A 16,260-nucleotide genomic window follows, 5' to 3' on the forward strand; every position below is an offset into this window, starting at 1 on the left:
AACTTGTATCCAATTAACAGTGAACTTAGTCGACAATTTTAGCTACCTTAATAATATTAGGTAAAGTAGATAATTCATCTAATATTGGTCCTTCGATATTTTGATCCACCTCAATGGTCATTAGCGCTTGCATCCCTTTTTCTTTTCGAGCCACTTCCATATGCCCAATGTTGATCGCATATTTTGCAAGCACGTTTGCAACACCTGCAATCGCACCATAACGGTCATTGTGAACAACAAGAATTGCCGGATGATTACCTGATAAGCGCAATTTAAACCCATTTAATTCAGTAATCTCAATTTTACCGCCACCAATGGAAATACCTACAAGCTCTAGTTCACCTTCATCATCACCAATCAATACTCTGGCTGTATTAGGATGTTCAGGAACAGCATCTTCTTCAATGAACTTTATCTGAATGCCTGCTTCTTTGGCGATATCCAATGAAATTTTAATTCTTTCATCAAATGTGTCAAAATCAAGAAGACCGCCAATAATTGCTACATCCGTTCCATGGCCTTTATATGTTTCTGCAAATGATCCATAGAAGGAGATGTTTGCCCATTTTGGTTCACGACCAAACAAGCTTCTTGCAACCCTGCCAATACGAGCTGCCCCAGCTGTATGTGAGCTTGATGGGCCAATCATAACCGGACCAATAATATCAAAAACACTTCTATATTTCATATTATCTCCTCCTTACATACTATAGAATTATGGAGTTAGGTCAAACTATGTTCCTACATATTACTCTATTTCTCTAAAACTATTTTAGCTACAGGAAATTGTCCCCATACATTGAAATAGAAGGGATAAATCCCTTCTATTTTATAACTTATTCAACTGAGAAAATAAATGCGTAAAGCGGTTGGTCACCATTATGCACTTCAACTTCGATATCTTCAAATTCGCCTTCAAGATATTCTACAATTGCATTCACATCATCTTCTGAGGCATCTTGTCCATGTATGATGGTAACAATTTCATCCTCATCAGCAGATATAATTTTTGCTAATAGATCTTTTGCTGCTTTCAGCTTATTTTTGTCTGTAACAACAATTTTACCCTCTGCAATCCCCATGAAATCATCTTTTGAAATATCAATTCCATCTATATTTGTATCACGGACAGCATAAGTGATTTGACCCGTTTTGACATTACTTAATGCATCAGTCATGGACGTTTGATTTGCTTCCAACTCTCCAGATGGATTAAATGCAAGTAATGCAGACATTCCTTGTGGCACTGTTCTTGATGGAACAACGACAACATTTCCTTCAACAACAGATGCTGCTTGTTCAGCTGCCATAATAATATTTTTGTTATTAGGTAGAAGGATGAAGTTCTCTGCATGTACTGATTCCATTGCCTTTACAAAATCTTCAGTACTTGGATTCATCGTTTGTCCACCCTCGATAACTACATGAGCACCGATACTCTTGAATAATTCCGTGATTCCTGACCCCATTGCCACGGTGATTATTGCATATTTTTCTTTTTCTTTACTACTTTTAACTCGTGCAGGTGATTGTGTTTCATCTTCATTTAGAATAGCAGTATGCTGTTCTCTCATGTTTTCGATCTTCATTTTAATTAAGCTTCCATACCGTTGTCCATATGATAATACTTCACCCGGTTGTTCGGAATGTATATGTACTTTTACGATATCATCGTCTGAAATAACTAATAATGAATCACCATATCTGCTTAAATCATTGCGAAACTGTTCTTCAGCAAATGGATGATTACTAATTTTCTCTGCTTCAAATTTCACCATGAATTCTGTACAGTAACCAAACACGATATCCTCTGTATTCATATGACTTTGAACACTTTTATGATGTTCTGCATTAACAAGCTCGTTCATTGATGGTGATGAAATGGACATATTATCAATTGTTTCACCTTTTAATTCTGAAAGGAAACCTTCATAAACAAGTAATAATCCTTGACCACCACTGTCTACAACTCCAACCTCTTTAAGTACTGGAAGTAGATCAGGTGTACGATTCAATGAAGCTTTTGCCTCTTTCACTAATTCTTCCATCACGATAATGATGTTTGTTTCATTTTTTGCCACCTCAACCGCACGCTTAGCAGCATCCTTAGCAACTGTTAGAATCGTACCTTCAACAGGTTTCATAACTGCTTTATAAGCTGTTTCTACACCATTTTCAAATGCATGAGCAACTTCAGCAGCAGTTAAAGTTTCCTTTTGCTCAATTGCTTTAGAAAAACCTCTAAAAAGTTGAGAAAGGATAACTCCAGAGTTACCTCGTGCACCCATTAATAATCCGCGCGCTAGGGATGCACCTACCTTTCCGATATGTGGGGTAACATTATTTTTTACTTCCTTTGCACCAGATGTCATGGAAAGATTCATGTTCGTTCCTGTATCACCATCTGGTACAGGGAAAACGTTAAGTGCATCTACCATCTTTGCGTTATTAGATAAGTGAGTAGCACCTAATAACACCATTTTTGCAAAACGTTTTCCATCTAATGTAGTAATTGACACTCAAAGTTCCTCCTTCTTATGGGTTCGTTACACGAACTCCTTGCACGTAAATATTAACCGAACTGACAGCAAGTCCTACTGTTTGGTCTAATGTATATTTCACCTTTGATTGAACATTGTGGGCAACCTCAGAAATTTTCGTGCCATAACTTACAATTATGTACATGTCGATATGTACTTCGCCATTTTCTTGACGAACAACAATACCACGGGCAAAATTTTCTTTTCGTAAAAGCTCAGTAATGCCATCTTTAATTTGCTTTCGAGACGCCATTCCAACTATTCCATAACAATCGATAGCAGCTCCCCCAGCAACTGTTGCAATTACATCATTTGATATATCAATTTGTCCGTATTTCGTTTTTAATTCGATGGACATATCAGTTCCCCCTTTATAATTGTTCACCTTGGCTACAGTCATTTTACTATAACATCACAGATTTTTAAAGTAATTCATGAGGTAGGCTAATGTATTCATTACCTTTTATTATATAGCTTTACTGAAATTCTATGTCTTGACAAGTATTTTTACATAATCAAATACGCCTTGGCGTATTTGCGCCCAGATTTTTCGAGCTTGATCGAAAAACGTCCATTGAAAATCTGTGGCATCCGCCGGAGGCTTTAACATTATTCTGAGGGGCACCCCAGAATAATGTTAAACCCACGTTAAGAAGTATTGCAATATCCCATTTTGTATGATAAATTATATAAGTATTTCTATGAAGAAAGCGATATGTATGACTGTTGCTGTGCAAGTTAGGAGGGAAATAGAATGGCACGTAAATGTGTAATCACAGGTAGAAAAACTACTACTGGTAATGCTCGTTCCCATGCAATGAACGCTTCAAAACGTAAATGGGGAGCTAACTTACAAAAAGTTCGTATTTTAGTTGACGGTAAACCAAAACGCGTATATGTTTCTGCAAGAGCATTAAAATCTGGTAAAGTAGAACGCGTGTAATAAGAAAAGCGTAAGGTGCCCGCCTATCGGGACAAGCATAAGACAAGCGCTGACAGAAGGAGCTTCTTACCTTCCAAAGCGATTGGCTTATAGCTTATGCCGATGGCGCATGGAGCCATACAATAAAGAAGACCTTTAGCTCTTACAAACATGTAAGAGCTATAATTTTTGCCACAAAAAAAGGCACCTAAGGGCGGTGCCTCTTTTATCCTTTTTTAAATGATCCTAACATGGCACGGACAATACCACCTAAGAACTTTGGCAACTTAATCGTATAAAATTTCATACTTTCCCTCCTCAATGCAAATATCCACGTACTTTCATTGAATTCATACAGTCTACTTTATAATATTATTCAAATGAAAAAAAATAGTACCATAGTACATACATATAAATAAAAGCAATTTCTTTTATCCTACTTAAAACATTCATATGCCCTTTTGATAAAAAAAAGTACAATTCAATCTATTTTTTCATTTCGAAAACATAGTATCCCAAGTTAATAAAACATGAAAAAAAGAGCAGAAAATCTGCTCTTTTTACATATTACGGATTTTTTCAATTGCTGTTTTCCGATCCACTTGATTGTATATAGCTGACCCTGCAACTAAAACATTAGCACCAGCCTCGACACAAAGCCTTGCTGTTTCTTCATTGACTCCTCCGTCAACTTCAATTTCAACATTCAAGTTCTTTTCTTTTACCATCCTAGCAACTTCCTCAATCTTAGGAAGCACGGAGTGAATAAATTTTTGCCCTCCGAATCCAGGGTTCACTGTCATAAGCAACACTAAATCAATATCCTCAATAATATGCTTAATCGTATCTACAGGTGTTGCAGGATTTAATACGACTCCAGCTTTTACACCATGAGATTTAATTAACTGAATGGTACGATGAAGGTGAAGACACGCCTCGACATGTACCGTTATAAAGTTTGCTCCTGCTTTAGCAAAAGCAGAAATGTATTGATCAGGGTTTTCAATCATTAAATGAACATCCAATGGCAGTTTAGTAATCGGTCGAATCGCCTCTACAATTAAAGGACCAATTGTAATATTAGGAACAAAGTGACCATCCATGACATCCACATGAATGTAGTCTGCTCCTCCATTTTCAACATCCTTAATCTCTTCTCCAAGCTTTGCAAAATCAGCTGAAAGAATGGATGGTGCAATTTTGATCATCCTTAGTACCTCGGCTTTCTATCCTTGATTTCTTCAAAAAAACTTACATAATGGTCATATCGAAATTGCGCAATACTCCCTTCCTCTATACCCTGTCTAACAGCGCATTTCGGCTCAGAAATATGGGTGCACCCTCGGAACTTACAATTTGCTCCTGCATCATAAATTTCCGGAAAGCAGTATGAAAGTTCATCTAATTCGATTGTCAAAAATTCCAACGAACTAAAACCAGGCGTGTCTGCAACAAGGCCACCACCAACCTCAATTAATTCTACATGTCTGGTTGTGTGCTTTCCCCGACCTAAAGATGATGAAATTTCATCCGTTTTCAATTCAAGATCAGGTCGTAGCGTATTCAATAATGAAGATTTTCCAACCCCTGATTGCCCTGCGAAAACTGAAATTTGATTATCCAGTAAAGGCAGAAGCTGGTCAAGACCTTCACGTACCTTCGTTGAAGTTAACAGAACGTGATAGCCAACTTCCCGATAGATTTTTGCATACTCCTGGATTTCCTGGAACAACTCATCGGAAATTAAATCCGTTTTACTAATACAAATAATAGGTTTTATGTCGTTTGATTCAACTAAAACAAGAAAGCGATCTAACAACAATGGACTGAAATCGGGTTTAATTGCTGAAAAAACCAAGATAGCTTGATCAACATTTGCAATTGGTGGCCTTACTAATTCATTTTTCCGTTCTAATACTTCTAAAATATACCCATCTGTTTCGTTTTCTGCTTGAAAGATAACATGGTCACCCACTAATGGAGTAATTTTATTTTTACGAAATACCCCTCTACCACGACATTGAATCAGTTCACTGTTTTCACCTTGGACATAATAAAATCCGCTTAATGCTTTAATAATTTTGCCTTCTGGCATAGTTTCACTCCTTGTTTCAATTCATTCACCACGACATTTGTCAGGTAGCTTAAAATTCACACTATCTATTGACGCCTATTCTTCTGGATACGGAATTTTATCTCGCTGATTTAATTTTCCATTTATTAAAACCATGTATTCGGCCGTTTCACCTGGGTTAATCACAAAGGTAAGTTCAATTGAACGTTTTTCAGTGAGTTCAAATTCATCATAAACTTTGGTGATGTTATTATTCGCATCCTGAATATAAATTTCCACTAACTGCGGGATTTCTTCTTCATCCGGCGTATAATCGATTGTTATGGTTTGTTTTACTTCTTTTGGCTCTTTAGGCTCGGGACCTTTTGACATAATTACTTTAACCTTAGCACCCTTTGTTAATTCAGAACCTGCTGCAGGTGTTTGTGAAATCGCCTGGCCAGCAGGAATTTCATCTGAGTGTTGCTCCTCAGCATAGTCAATTATCAAACCAGTACTATTCGAATATTCGTCGAGAGCATTTGCAGGATATTTTGTTAAATCAGCAAGTTTAATAGTTTCAAGTCCCTTACTTATTGTAAAAGTTACTTCTGTTTCTTCTGGTACAACCTCTTCTCCTTCGTCAATTGATTGGCTAAGGATTGTTCCTCGAGCACTGTCAGAAAATTCTTCTTCTGAAAACACAGCTAAATATTTTTCTTTATTTAATAACTTATCTTTTACTTCTTCGAAATTTCTACCGACATAATCTTTAAAAGCCACTTTCTCTTTACCAGTACTTTCATATAAATCAATAGTGGCGCCTTCCTTAACCGAATCTCCTGCTTCAGGATCAGTACGAACAATATAGCCTTCTTTTACTTCTTGGTCACTGACTTCAATCGTGTCACCAATCGTAAATCCAGCTTCCTCTAATTTGTTAACAGCTCGATCGTATGTCATGTTTGAGACATCTGGAACTTCGACATCCTTCGGTAAAAATAAGGCTGGGAAAATTGTTACTGCAGCAACTCCAGCAGCAAGAATTAAGAAAAAGATAATTGCAAGTGTAACTAAAAGCTTATTCTTCTTTTTCTTTTTCTTTTTCTGCTTTTTCTTTGGTTCGTCCTGATCAACTGGTTTTGAATTCTTTTGAGAATCTCTTACCATTGTTTCAGAACTTGATAATGGACTATTATCCTTAATTATTGGAATTGCCTTTGTGACTTCATCATCCATATCAGGAATCACAAATTTTTCTTCATTTACTCGATTTGGAAATAACACAGTCTGCAAATCCTCTTCCATCTCATCAACGGAATCATAACGATGAAATGGATCTTTTGCTGTTGCTTTTAAAATAACATTTTCAACACTCTGTGGAATGGTCGCATTCCATCTTTTGGGTGATGGGGTATCTGATTGTAGATGCTTTAAGGCAATAGATACGGCTGATTCACCTTCAAAAGGTACTCGACCTGTCAATAATTCAAACATCACGATACCGAGTGAATATATATCTGACTTCCTAGTTGACATTCCACCCCGTGCTTGTTCTGGTGATAAATAATGAACTGAACCAAGTACAGAGTTTGTTTGAGTAATCGTTGTTGAACTTAGCGCAACTGCTATTCCAAAATCTGTTACCTTAACAGTACCATCGTGATCAATTAAAATATTTTGTGGTTTGATATCACGGTGAACAATTTGATTTTGATGGGCATGGGTGATTGCAGATGTCAACTGCAACATAATATTAATCGCTTCTTTTGGATGAAGCGGTGCATTCCGTTGTATGTATTGTTTCAAGGTTTGGCCAGGAACATATTCCATTACTATATAATAAATATCCTCTTCTTCCCCAACATCATAGATACTTACAACATTTGGGTGCGCCAAACTTGTAGCCGCATGTGCTTCTCTTCTAAATCGTTTTATAAATTCTTCATCATTGGAGAAATCTAACCGCAGCACTTTAATGGCTACGTCTCTTTCTAGAATAATATCTCGAGCAAGATAGACATTGGCCATCCCGCCTCCACCAATAACCTCGAGAATTTTATATCGACCACTTAATCGTCTTCCAATAAGCATAGGGTTATTCTCCCTCACTTTCAGGTGTGTAATCGACGATTACGAGTGTGATATTATCTTCTCCACCATTATCATTGGCTAATTGGATAAGTTGTTCACTCTTGTTTTCAATACTTTCGTCACTTTCAAGAATGCTTTTTAATTCGGACTCTGGGACTTTATTAGATAAGCCGTCAGAGCAAATTAAAAGCATGTCCCCTTCATCTAAAATAAGGGTTTTCAGGTCCATTTGAACATGAGTTTCTGTTCCTAACGCACGTAAAACGACATTTTTACGTGGATGATGCTCTGCATCTTCCTTGGAAATGTGACCAGAACGAACAAGTTCATTGACAAGTGAATGATCCTCGGTAATTTGTTTGAACCCGTGACTGTTTAGAACATAACAGCGGCTGTCTCCAATATGGGCTACAGTTGAAAACAACTCTGTACAAATAGCAGCCACAACAGTCGTTCCCATACCTTTGCATTCATTATTTTCCTGTGAATGTGTGTATAGGTTTGAATTTATTTTAGAAATATACTCTTTTAACCACTCTTCTGCCGATTCGGATGTTGTCACCTTGTCAACTTGCTCCCAATAAGACCGTAGCTGGGATGTTGTCATACTACTCGCAACATCACCAGCTCGGTGACCACCCATTCCATCAGCCACTACAGCTAATACTTGTCCTGCTTTGTTATGGTATACACCACAACTATCTTCATTGATTTGTCTTACTTTTCCCCGGTTTGTCAAAAAGAACGACCTCATATGTTCACCTCGTCTCCTCTTTACGCTCCTTTGCACGTAATTGACCACAGGCCGCATCAATATCATGACCTTGTTCACGTCGAATTGTCACATTCACACCATGCTTCTTTAATGTCTTTTCAAATTCAAAAATTTGCTCTCGTGGTGTTCGAACATAATCGCGCTCAGGAACATAATTGACTGGAATTAAATTCACATGACATTTAATTCCCTTTAGTAGCTCTGCTAGTTCTTCGGCATGTTCAACTTGATCATTGACTCCACCAAACAACCCATATTCAAAGCTAATTCTTCTCCCTGTTTTATCAATATAATAACGTACAGCTTCCATTAAATCAGGTAGTTTATATGCACGATTAATCGGCATTAACTTACTTCTAATTTCGGTATTAGGTGCATGTAAAGAGATTGCAAAATTTATTTGTAATTTTTCATCTGCAAATTTATAGATTTTTGGAATGATCCCACTTGTTGAAACGGTAATATGACGAGCACCAATATTTAAGCCTTTATCATGGTTAATGATTTTTAGGAATGAAAGCATTTGATCATAGTTATCAAATGGCTCACCTATACCCATTATAACTAAATGGCTCACACGTTCACCTAGCTCATCTAGTGCTTTTTGCACCTTGACAACTTGAGCGACGATTTCGCCAGCTTCTAAATTACGTTTGAGTCCACCTAACGTTGAAGCACAGAACGTACAACCAATACGGCATCCAACTTGTGTTGTTACACAAATCGAGTTCCCATAGCTATGTCTCATGAGCACTGTTTCAATCGAATAGCCATCATGAAGTTCAAATAAAAATTTCATTGTACCGTCAGCTGATGTTTGCTGAATAATTGTTTTAAGAGTCGTAATTGTAAAATGCTCAGCTAGATTTTGTCTTAATGAATTTGAAAGGTTCGTCATCTCGTCAAATGTTGTTACACGCTTCGTATAAAGCCATTCAAAAATCTGGTTTCCACGAAATTTCTTCTCTCCATTTTCGATTAGCCATTTTTCAAGTTCCTCTAATTGAAGTGAATAAATTGATGGTTTAGAACTCGGTAAATTTTGTTTTTTTCTTCTCGTTGTTTGTACTTCTTCCAATTACATTACACCTGCTTTCTTAATCTTGCAATATAAAATCCATCCGTACCAAAATAATGTGGATAAAGCTGTAGTTGTCCATTTTTAATATATGGTTTCACTATTTCAGGAAGATTATTTTGTATTGTTTCATCCAGAATAAAATCGGGATTAAGTTCGATAAAGGTTTTAACTACCCCTTCATTTTCTTCGTAATCTATTGTACATGTGCTATACACGAGTATACCATCTTTTTTTAATAAAGATGAAACCTCAGTTAGTATGTCTAACTGTATTTTTGCAAGGTTATGATTGTCTGATACTGATTTTGTATATTTAATATCCGGTTTCCTTCTTATGACGCCAAATCCTGAGCACGGTGCATCCACAAGAATTTTATCAAACTTTTGATCCTCAAAGATTTCCCTAGCCTTTCGACTATCATGGGCTTTTGTCTCTACATTTTCAATACCTAATCGTTTCACTGCTTCATTAATCAATTTTATTTTATGTTCATGTAGATCCAGTGAGTAAACCTTGCCCGTGTTTCCTAGTAGTTCGGCGATATGTGTTGTTTTACCGCCAGGTGCTGCGCAGCTATCGAGGATTTGATCACCTTTTTCAACACCAAGTGCTCTCGCAACCAGCATTGAGCTTTCATCTTGGATTGTAAAATATCCTTCTTTAAATGTCTTTGAATGAATTAAATTGCCACGAACAGCCTTAATCGCATCAAGAGAAACATCACCTTCAACAGCTTCGATATCCTCTTCTTTTAGCATTTGAATAAGTTTTTCTCTCGTTGTAACCAGGCTATTAATACGCCCCGTTTGCTCTGGTGGGGTACAATTTACCTCACACATTTTCCGAGTTTCTTCTATTCCAATTTGTTGAGCCCAACGCTTGACAAGCCAGATAGGGTGACTGGTTTCAACAGCAATTCTTTCAGCTTCATCAGTTATTTGGTCTAATGAAGGCAAACCCTCTCGTTGAACGGAACGTAAAACACCATTCACCAGCGAAGCGGTACCTTTATGCCCTCTTCTTTTGGCGATTTCAACTGCCTCAAAAAAGATTGCTCGCTCAGGTACTCGGTCTAAATAAATCATTTGATATAAGGAAAGTCTTAATAAGATTTTTACCCATTGATCAAGTTTTTTACTCTTTTTCAAAAACGGAACTAAATAATAATCCAATGTATCACGTCGTTGAATTGTTCCGTATACTATCTCTGTAAGTAATCCTACATCCTTTCCTTTAACCTCATGCTTTTTTATCATTTGATTTAAAAGAAGATTGCTATATGCTTGATTTTTTTCAATTTGCAATAAGATTTCAAGTGCTACATTTCTAACATTAGTTTTCGTCATTTTTGTCTCCTAGCTGAGTTCCCACCTGTATACTCGACCCCATCATGAATTGCTCTGCACTCATCTTTTTCTTACCGGCAGGCTGAAGTTGGGTGATTTTTATATAAGTAGTATTCCCAGTCGAAACAATAAACCCATCTTTTTCAATTGAAACAACCGTTCCGCTCTTTGCATAAGTTGTAGAAGGAACCTTGTGGCCCCACCATATTTTCATTACATCGCCATTTAAAGTGGTATAAGCAACTGGCCACGGGTGAAGTCCACGTATATGGTTGTAAATATCTTCTCCATCTTTTGTCCAGTCTATCTTTTCCTGTTCCCGCTTAATATTTGATGCAAATGTTGCCTTAGAATCATCCTGTTTTATTGGTGTTATTTTATCTGCTAAAAGCAAAGGAATAGTTTCAGATAATAACTTTGAACCTGCAACACTTAATTTATCATGTAAAGAACCAACATGGTCTGTTTCTGATATTGGAATTTCAACTTGAGTTAAAATGTCCCCCGCATCTAGCTTTTCAACCATATACATGATAGTAACACCTGTTTTTTTCTTCCCCTGGAGAATTGAATAATGGATTGGTGCACCACCTCTAAGCTCAGGAAGTAAGGATGCATGTACATTTATGCATCCAAACTTAGGTGCTTCCAATAATTCATTAGGGAGAATTTGCCCGAAAGCAGCAGTTACGATTAAATCAGGCTTATAACTTAATACTTTTTCAATTTCTTCTTTTTCACGAATTTTATTTGGTTGTAGGACTGGTATGCGATGATTTAATGCCTCAACCTTTACAGGAGGAGGGGTTAAAACTCTTTTTCTACCAACCGGTCTGTCCGGTTGCGTTACTACTGCAACAACTTCATATCCATCTTCGATTATTTGACGTAAAACAGGTACTGAAAAGTCCGGTGTACCCATAAATACAATACGTTCCATGTAATTACCTACCCTTCAATTTCTCCTTCTTCATAAAAACGGTTCACCTTCGAGGTAAATAATATACCGTGGAGATGATCGATTTCATGTTGAATCGCACGGGCCAAGAATTCTCTTGCCTCAATTATATATGTTTTCCCTCTTCTGTTCTGAGCTCTTACTTTTACGTAATCATTGCGTGTAACTTCACCAAAAAGGTCCGGAAAACTGAGACAGCCTTCAGGACCCACCTGTTCACCTCTACGCTCAAGGATCACGGGATTAATAAGTTCAATAAGTCCGCTTTCGTCTCCAATATCAACGATTGCGATTTGTTTTGCAATTCCAACTTGAGGGGCAGCTAAGCCAACACCATCCGCTTCAAGCATTGTATCATACATATCTTTAATTAGTTTTGATAATTTCCGATCAAAGGTTGTCACCTTTTCACATTCTACCTCTAGTATTTCATTAGGGTATTTTACAATTGGTAATACTGACAAGTGTGTTCCTCCAACATTCTACTTTTTTACATATCTAGTTCCAGGCGCCATCGTCTGGAGCCATAAGTCAATCGCTTCTGTAGGTAAAAAACTGTCATCGCTCGGCATACGCTTGTCGCACTTGCCGGACGGTTAGGATTCCAGCGACAGGCACAGGTCGTGGCCTGCCCTAGCTGGAATAGGGGCGCCTTGCTCATTTCTACTAGTCTCTCTCTTTTTTCAGAAGTTTAAACTACATCATAATATATGGGTTTAAGTCAATGGAAAGTGTAAGTGAGTTTTGTGAAATTTCACGTTGATAACGATCTACTATCCCTTTTAAAAGTTTATTAAGATTTGGCTCATTTTTGTATTTTATCATGCATTGGTATCGATATCTATTATTAATCCGAGCAATTGGTGAGGTTACCGGTCCTAAAATAATGGACTGATTAGATAAAGATTTTCGTAAATAGATTGCAATCTTCTCAGCAACATCCACCGTTTTCGTTAATTCTGGATGTGTGATGGTTACTAAAGCCAGATAGTAATAAGGTGGATAAGCATGAGCTTTTCTAATTCTCATTTCATTCTGATAAAAGCTGTCATAATCATGATGGCTCGCGAGCTCTATACTATAATGTTCAGGAGTATAACTCTGAATCACAACCTCACCTGGCAACTCATGGCGTCCCGCTCTACCACTGACTTGTGTAAGAAGCTGAAACGTTTTTTCGGATGAGCGAAAATCTGGCAGGTTAAGCATGGTATCAGCCGTTAATACACCAACTAATGTAACATTTGGAAAATCTAATCCTTTTGCAATCATTTGTGTACCTAATAAAATATCAGCTTTTCGATCACCAAATTCTTTTAATAACTTCTCATGGGCACCTTTTCGGCTTGTTGTATCTACATCCATTCGAATGACCCTTGCTTCTGGTAATACCTTAGCAAGTTCTTCTTCCACCTTCTGAGTGCCTGTTCCAAAGAAGCGAATATGCTCACTTCCACACTCTTGGCAAGTATTAGGCATGAATGTTTCGTAACCACAATAATGACATTTTAAACGGTGATGTGTTCTATGATAGGTTAGCGAAATTTCACAGTGTGGGCAATTTGCGACATATCCGCAATCCCTACACATGACAAACGAGGAATGCCCTCGCTTATTTAAAAATAAAACCGATTGTTCATTTCGTTCAAGTCGCTCAGTTAATTTTTCAAATAAAGAACCTGAAAACATGGAACGATTGCCGTTGCGTAATTCCTCACGCATATCTACGATTTCAACACTTGGTAGTGGTCTTTGATTAACTCTTTCCTTTAATGTTACGAGCTCATAAACATTCTTAGAGGCTCGTGCGAAGGATTCAAGCGTCGGTGTCGCACTTCCTAAAATAACAGGGGCATTATGGAGTTGCCCACGAAAAATAGCAACATCTCTCGCATGATATCGTGGATTGTCTTCCTGTTTATAACTGGATTCATGTTCTTCATCAATAATGATGATTCCGAGGTTCTCAAACGGTGCAAAAATAGCAGATCTGGCCCCAACTACAACACTAACTTCCTTACGGTATATCTTTCGCCATTCATCATATTTCTCTCCGATTCCTAGGCCACTATGCATAACGGCAACCCGAGAGCCAAATCGGCCCTTAAAGCGACTTACCATTTGTGGGGTCAGAGAGATTTCTGGCACAAGCACGATCGCTTCTTTACCTCTTTTTAAGACTGCATCAATTGCCTGCATATAGACCTCGGTCTTCCCACTTCCTGTAACACCATACATTAAAAACACCTTATGAAGAACATCCTCAATTGAGGCAAGGATAGGAGAAATCGCTTTTTGTTGTTCCGTTGTTAGTGGCATTGGTGTAGTCTGTTCAAAATGCTTGTCCGCATATGGATCCCGGTATACCTCAACATTTCTTTCTGAAAGAAAACCCTTTTTGACCATTGTTCGAATCGTGCTATCTGTCACGCCAACCTTCTGTAAAAGTTCCTTTAAAAAGATTGGCTTATTGTCCTTTAAAAAATAGACAAGTACCTCTTTTTGTCTATTAGCAGTTGCTGGAAGTTCGTGGATTATTTTTTCAGTCTCCGCTACTGAAATCGAAAGCTGCACCTGCTTCATTGTCTTCTTGTTGCTACGATTTTTTACTTTGTAGACAACTTCAAGGAGACCTTTTTTTATATCCTTTTGGTAAATATGTAGTAAATCATTTTTTTCTGCATCTTCCCAACTAATCACATCATGTTGGATAAAAGAAGCTTGAATGGCTGGCTCCAATTCACTTCTGTTTGAAGGTTCAAGTAATCTTATTTCTTTTTCATATTTGGCCCGCATGGCTGATGGAAGCATCGCTTGTAATGCAGAGATTGTAAAACAAAGCGTTTTTTCTGTTAACCATTTCCCAATATGAAGAAGCTCCTCGTTCAAGGCAGGTGTAAGGTCAAGCAAGGAATGAATTTCCTTTAATTTTTCCACTTCTCCCTCAGCTGATAGGCACAAAACGAATCCCTGCACTTTGCGGGGACCAAATGGAACAACGACCCTCATACCAGGTACGACGATGTCCTTCCATTTATCAGGAACTAGATAATCATAGGTTTTATCTGTTTGCATTGCCGGAACATCGACGATTATGCTTGCGATTTTCATTTATTCTCGCCATCCAAGAGCTTTTTCACTTCTTGAAGTATTGCTTTTGCAACTTCAAGTTTAGTCATCATCGGCAAATCTTTTTGTGTTCCATCCTTTTTAAAAAGCGTTACTACATTTGTATCAGTACCGAAACCCGCCCCTAGTGTCGTCACATTATTCGCAACGATCATGTCAAGGTTTTTCGAGGTAAGTTTGCGTTTTGCATATTCATCTATATTATCTGTTTCAGCAGCAAAACCAATTAATAATTGATGATCCTTTTTTTCTCCTAACGTTTTTAATATATCGGTTGTTCTTTCTAGTTCTAGGACAAGGTCACCCGTTTTCTTTTTCATTTTTCCATCATAGACTTGCTTAGGACGATAATCTGCAACAGCTGCAGATTTTATGACAATATCACTTTGTTGATAATGGGACATCACTTGTGTAAACATCTCTTCTGCAGATTCAACTGATATCACTCTAACTTTAGGTGGAACTGGTAGATTAGTCGGTCCAGAAATCAAGATTACTTCTGCACCCGCTTTACCTGCAGCCTCTGCAAGAGCATACCCCATTTTACCGGTTGAACGATTAGTGAAGAATCGGACAGGATCAAGTTTCTCACGTGTTGGCCCAGCAGTTATTAAGACCCTTTTACCTTGTAAAATTGGTTTTTCAGAAAAATGAGCAGTAATAAGTTCAACAATTTTTTCAGGCTCTTCAAGGCGTCCTTTTCCAACATACCCACATGCCAAATACCCTTCAGAAGGTTCAATAAATTGATATCCATCCCGAGCTAAGATTTCGATATTTCGTTTTACAGCAGGATGATCATACATATGGACATTCATTGCAGGAGCAATCCATACAGGGGCGGTAGTTGCAAGCAATGTTGTCGTAATCATATTGTCTGCAATTCCATTTGTGAGTTTACCGATTATATTTGCTGTCGCAGGTGCAACTACAACTAAATCGGCCCAATCTGCAAGATCAATATGGGCAATAACAGCCGAATTTTTTTCATCAAATGTATCAAAATATACATCATTCCTGGACAAAGCTTGGAATGTTAATGGCGTAACAAATTTCATTGCAGATTCGCTCATAATTACTTTTACTTGAGCTCCTGCTTGGGTTAACTTGCTTGTCAAAGCTGCTGCCTTGTACACCGCAATTCCACCACTCACGCATAGTAATATTTTTTTATTTAGCACTTGAATCCCCCTTTTATAGAAAAGCTAAATCCCATTGCTTAGCACTGACAAGCAAAAATCTAATCACGCACCAAATTCTTAATTTCGGTGGTGAATTTGGCTTATAACTTCTAGGACTTGGCGCTTAGGCTAGACATATCTTAAAAAAATAACAACCTACAAGAGAGGTTGTTATTTTTGG

The 16,260-nt window shown here is 37.6% G+C and carries 15 protein-coding genes; 1 reads left to right on the plus strand and 14 read right to left on the minus strand.

Going from position 1 to position 16,260, the window contains the following annotated elements; all coding sequences use genetic code 11:
- Positions 1–25: 25 nt before the first annotated feature.
- The 3 genes from sdaAB to NST91_RS15905 form a co-directional block, all read right to left on the minus strand.
- Complete coding sequence (gene sdaAB / locus NST91_RS15895) at positions 26–688, minus strand: L-serine ammonia-lyase, iron-sulfur-dependent subunit beta (RefSeq protein ID WP_341331925.1); 663 nt, start codon at positions 686–688, stop codon at positions 26–28.
- 148 nt (positions 689–836) lie between these two features.
- A complete protein-coding gene (locus tag NST91_RS15900; protein WP_341331926.1) occupies positions 837–2,519 on the minus strand; it encodes a DAK2 domain-containing protein in 1,683 nt (560 codons plus the stop codon).
- Positions 2,520–2,535: 16 nt separating this feature from the next.
- Complete coding sequence (locus tag NST91_RS15905; protein WP_121446544.1) at positions 2,536–2,898, minus strand: Asp23/Gls24 family envelope stress response protein; 363 nt, start codon at positions 2,896–2,898, stop codon at positions 2,536–2,538.
- A gap of 396 nt (positions 2,899–3,294) precedes the next feature.
- On the opposite strand from NST91_RS15905, the gene rpmB reads away from it, so the two are divergent.
- Positions 3,295–3,483, plus strand: coding sequence for a 50S ribosomal protein L28 (gene rpmB / locus NST91_RS15910; protein ID WP_010282529.1), 189 nt, complete (start codon positions 3,295–3,297; stop codon positions 3,481–3,483).
- 205 nt (positions 3,484–3,688) lie between these two features.
- On the opposite strand, the gene spoVM is transcribed toward rpmB, so the two are convergent.
- From spoVM to coaBC, 11 genes are all read right to left on the minus strand, one after another.
- The gene (gene spoVM, locus NST91_RS15915) at positions 3,689–3,769 is read right to left on the minus strand and encodes a stage V sporulation protein SpoVM (RefSeq protein ID WP_010282530.1); all 81 of its coding nucleotides are present in this window, start codon (positions 3,767–3,769) and stop codon (positions 3,689–3,691) included.
- A 253-nt stretch (positions 3,770–4,022) separates the two neighbouring features.
- Positions 4,023–4,670 (minus strand): ribulose-phosphate 3-epimerase, encoded by a 648-nt coding sequence (rpe, locus tag NST91_RS15920; protein WP_341331927.1) that lies wholly within the window; start codon positions 4,668–4,670, stop codon positions 4,023–4,025.
- 2 nt (positions 4,671–4,672) lie between these two features.
- Entirely contained in the window at positions 4,673–5,557 is an 885-nt protein-coding gene (rsgA, locus tag NST91_RS15925; RefSeq protein WP_341331928.1) for a ribosome small subunit-dependent GTPase A, read from the minus strand.
- Positions 5,558–5,632: 75 nt separating this feature from the next.
- Positions 5,633–7,609 (minus strand): Stk1 family PASTA domain-containing Ser/Thr kinase, encoded by a 1,977-nt coding sequence (gene pknB / locus NST91_RS15930; RefSeq protein WP_341331929.1) that lies wholly within the window; start codon positions 7,607–7,609, stop codon positions 5,633–5,635.
- Between the two features lie 4 nt (positions 7,610–7,613).
- Positions 7,614–8,363, minus strand: a complete 750-nt coding sequence (locus NST91_RS15935; RefSeq protein ID WP_341331930.1) for a Stp1/IreP family PP2C-type Ser/Thr phosphatase — start codon at positions 8,361–8,363, stop codon at positions 7,614–7,616.
- A gap of 4 nt (positions 8,364–8,367) precedes the next feature.
- The gene (gene rlmN, locus NST91_RS15940) at positions 8,368–9,462 is read right to left on the minus strand and encodes a dual-specificity RNA methyltransferase RlmN (protein WP_341331931.1); all 1,095 of its coding nucleotides are present in this window, start codon (positions 9,460–9,462) and stop codon (positions 8,368–8,370) included.
- Between the two features lie 5 nt (positions 9,463–9,467).
- Complete coding sequence (rsmB, locus tag NST91_RS15945) at positions 9,468–10,811, minus strand: 16S rRNA (cytosine(967)-C(5))-methyltransferase RsmB (RefSeq protein WP_341331932.1); 1,344 nt, start codon at positions 10,809–10,811, stop codon at positions 9,468–9,470.
- The gene (fmt, locus tag NST91_RS15950; protein WP_341331933.1) at positions 10,798–11,751 is read right to left on the minus strand and encodes a methionyl-tRNA formyltransferase; all 954 of its coding nucleotides are present in this window, start codon (positions 11,749–11,751) and stop codon (positions 10,798–10,800) included. The genes rsmB and fmt overlap by 14 nt, the downstream gene beginning before the upstream one ends.
- A gap of 8 nt (positions 11,752–11,759) precedes the next feature.
- A complete protein-coding gene (gene def / locus NST91_RS15955) occupies positions 11,760–12,233 on the minus strand; it encodes a peptide deformylase (protein WP_341331934.1) in 474 nt (157 codons plus the stop codon).
- A gap of 232 nt (positions 12,234–12,465) precedes the next feature.
- Positions 12,466–14,880, minus strand: coding sequence for a primosomal protein N' (priA, locus tag NST91_RS15960; RefSeq protein ID WP_341331935.1), 2,415 nt, complete (start codon positions 14,878–14,880; stop codon positions 12,466–12,468).
- A complete protein-coding gene (gene coaBC, locus NST91_RS15965; RefSeq protein WP_341331936.1) occupies positions 14,877–16,079 on the minus strand; it encodes a bifunctional phosphopantothenoylcysteine decarboxylase/phosphopantothenate--cysteine ligase CoaBC in 1,203 nt (400 codons plus the stop codon). Before coaBC ends, priA begins: the two co-directional genes overlap by 4 nt.
- Positions 16,080–16,260: the final 181 nt, after the last annotated feature.

Origin of the sequence: Ferdinandcohnia sp. FSL W7-1320 (assembly GCF_038050315.1) — a bacterium.
GTDB classification, from domain to species: domain Bacteria; phylum Bacillota; class Bacilli; order Bacillales; family Bacillaceae_L; genus Ferdinandcohnia; species Ferdinandcohnia aciditolerans.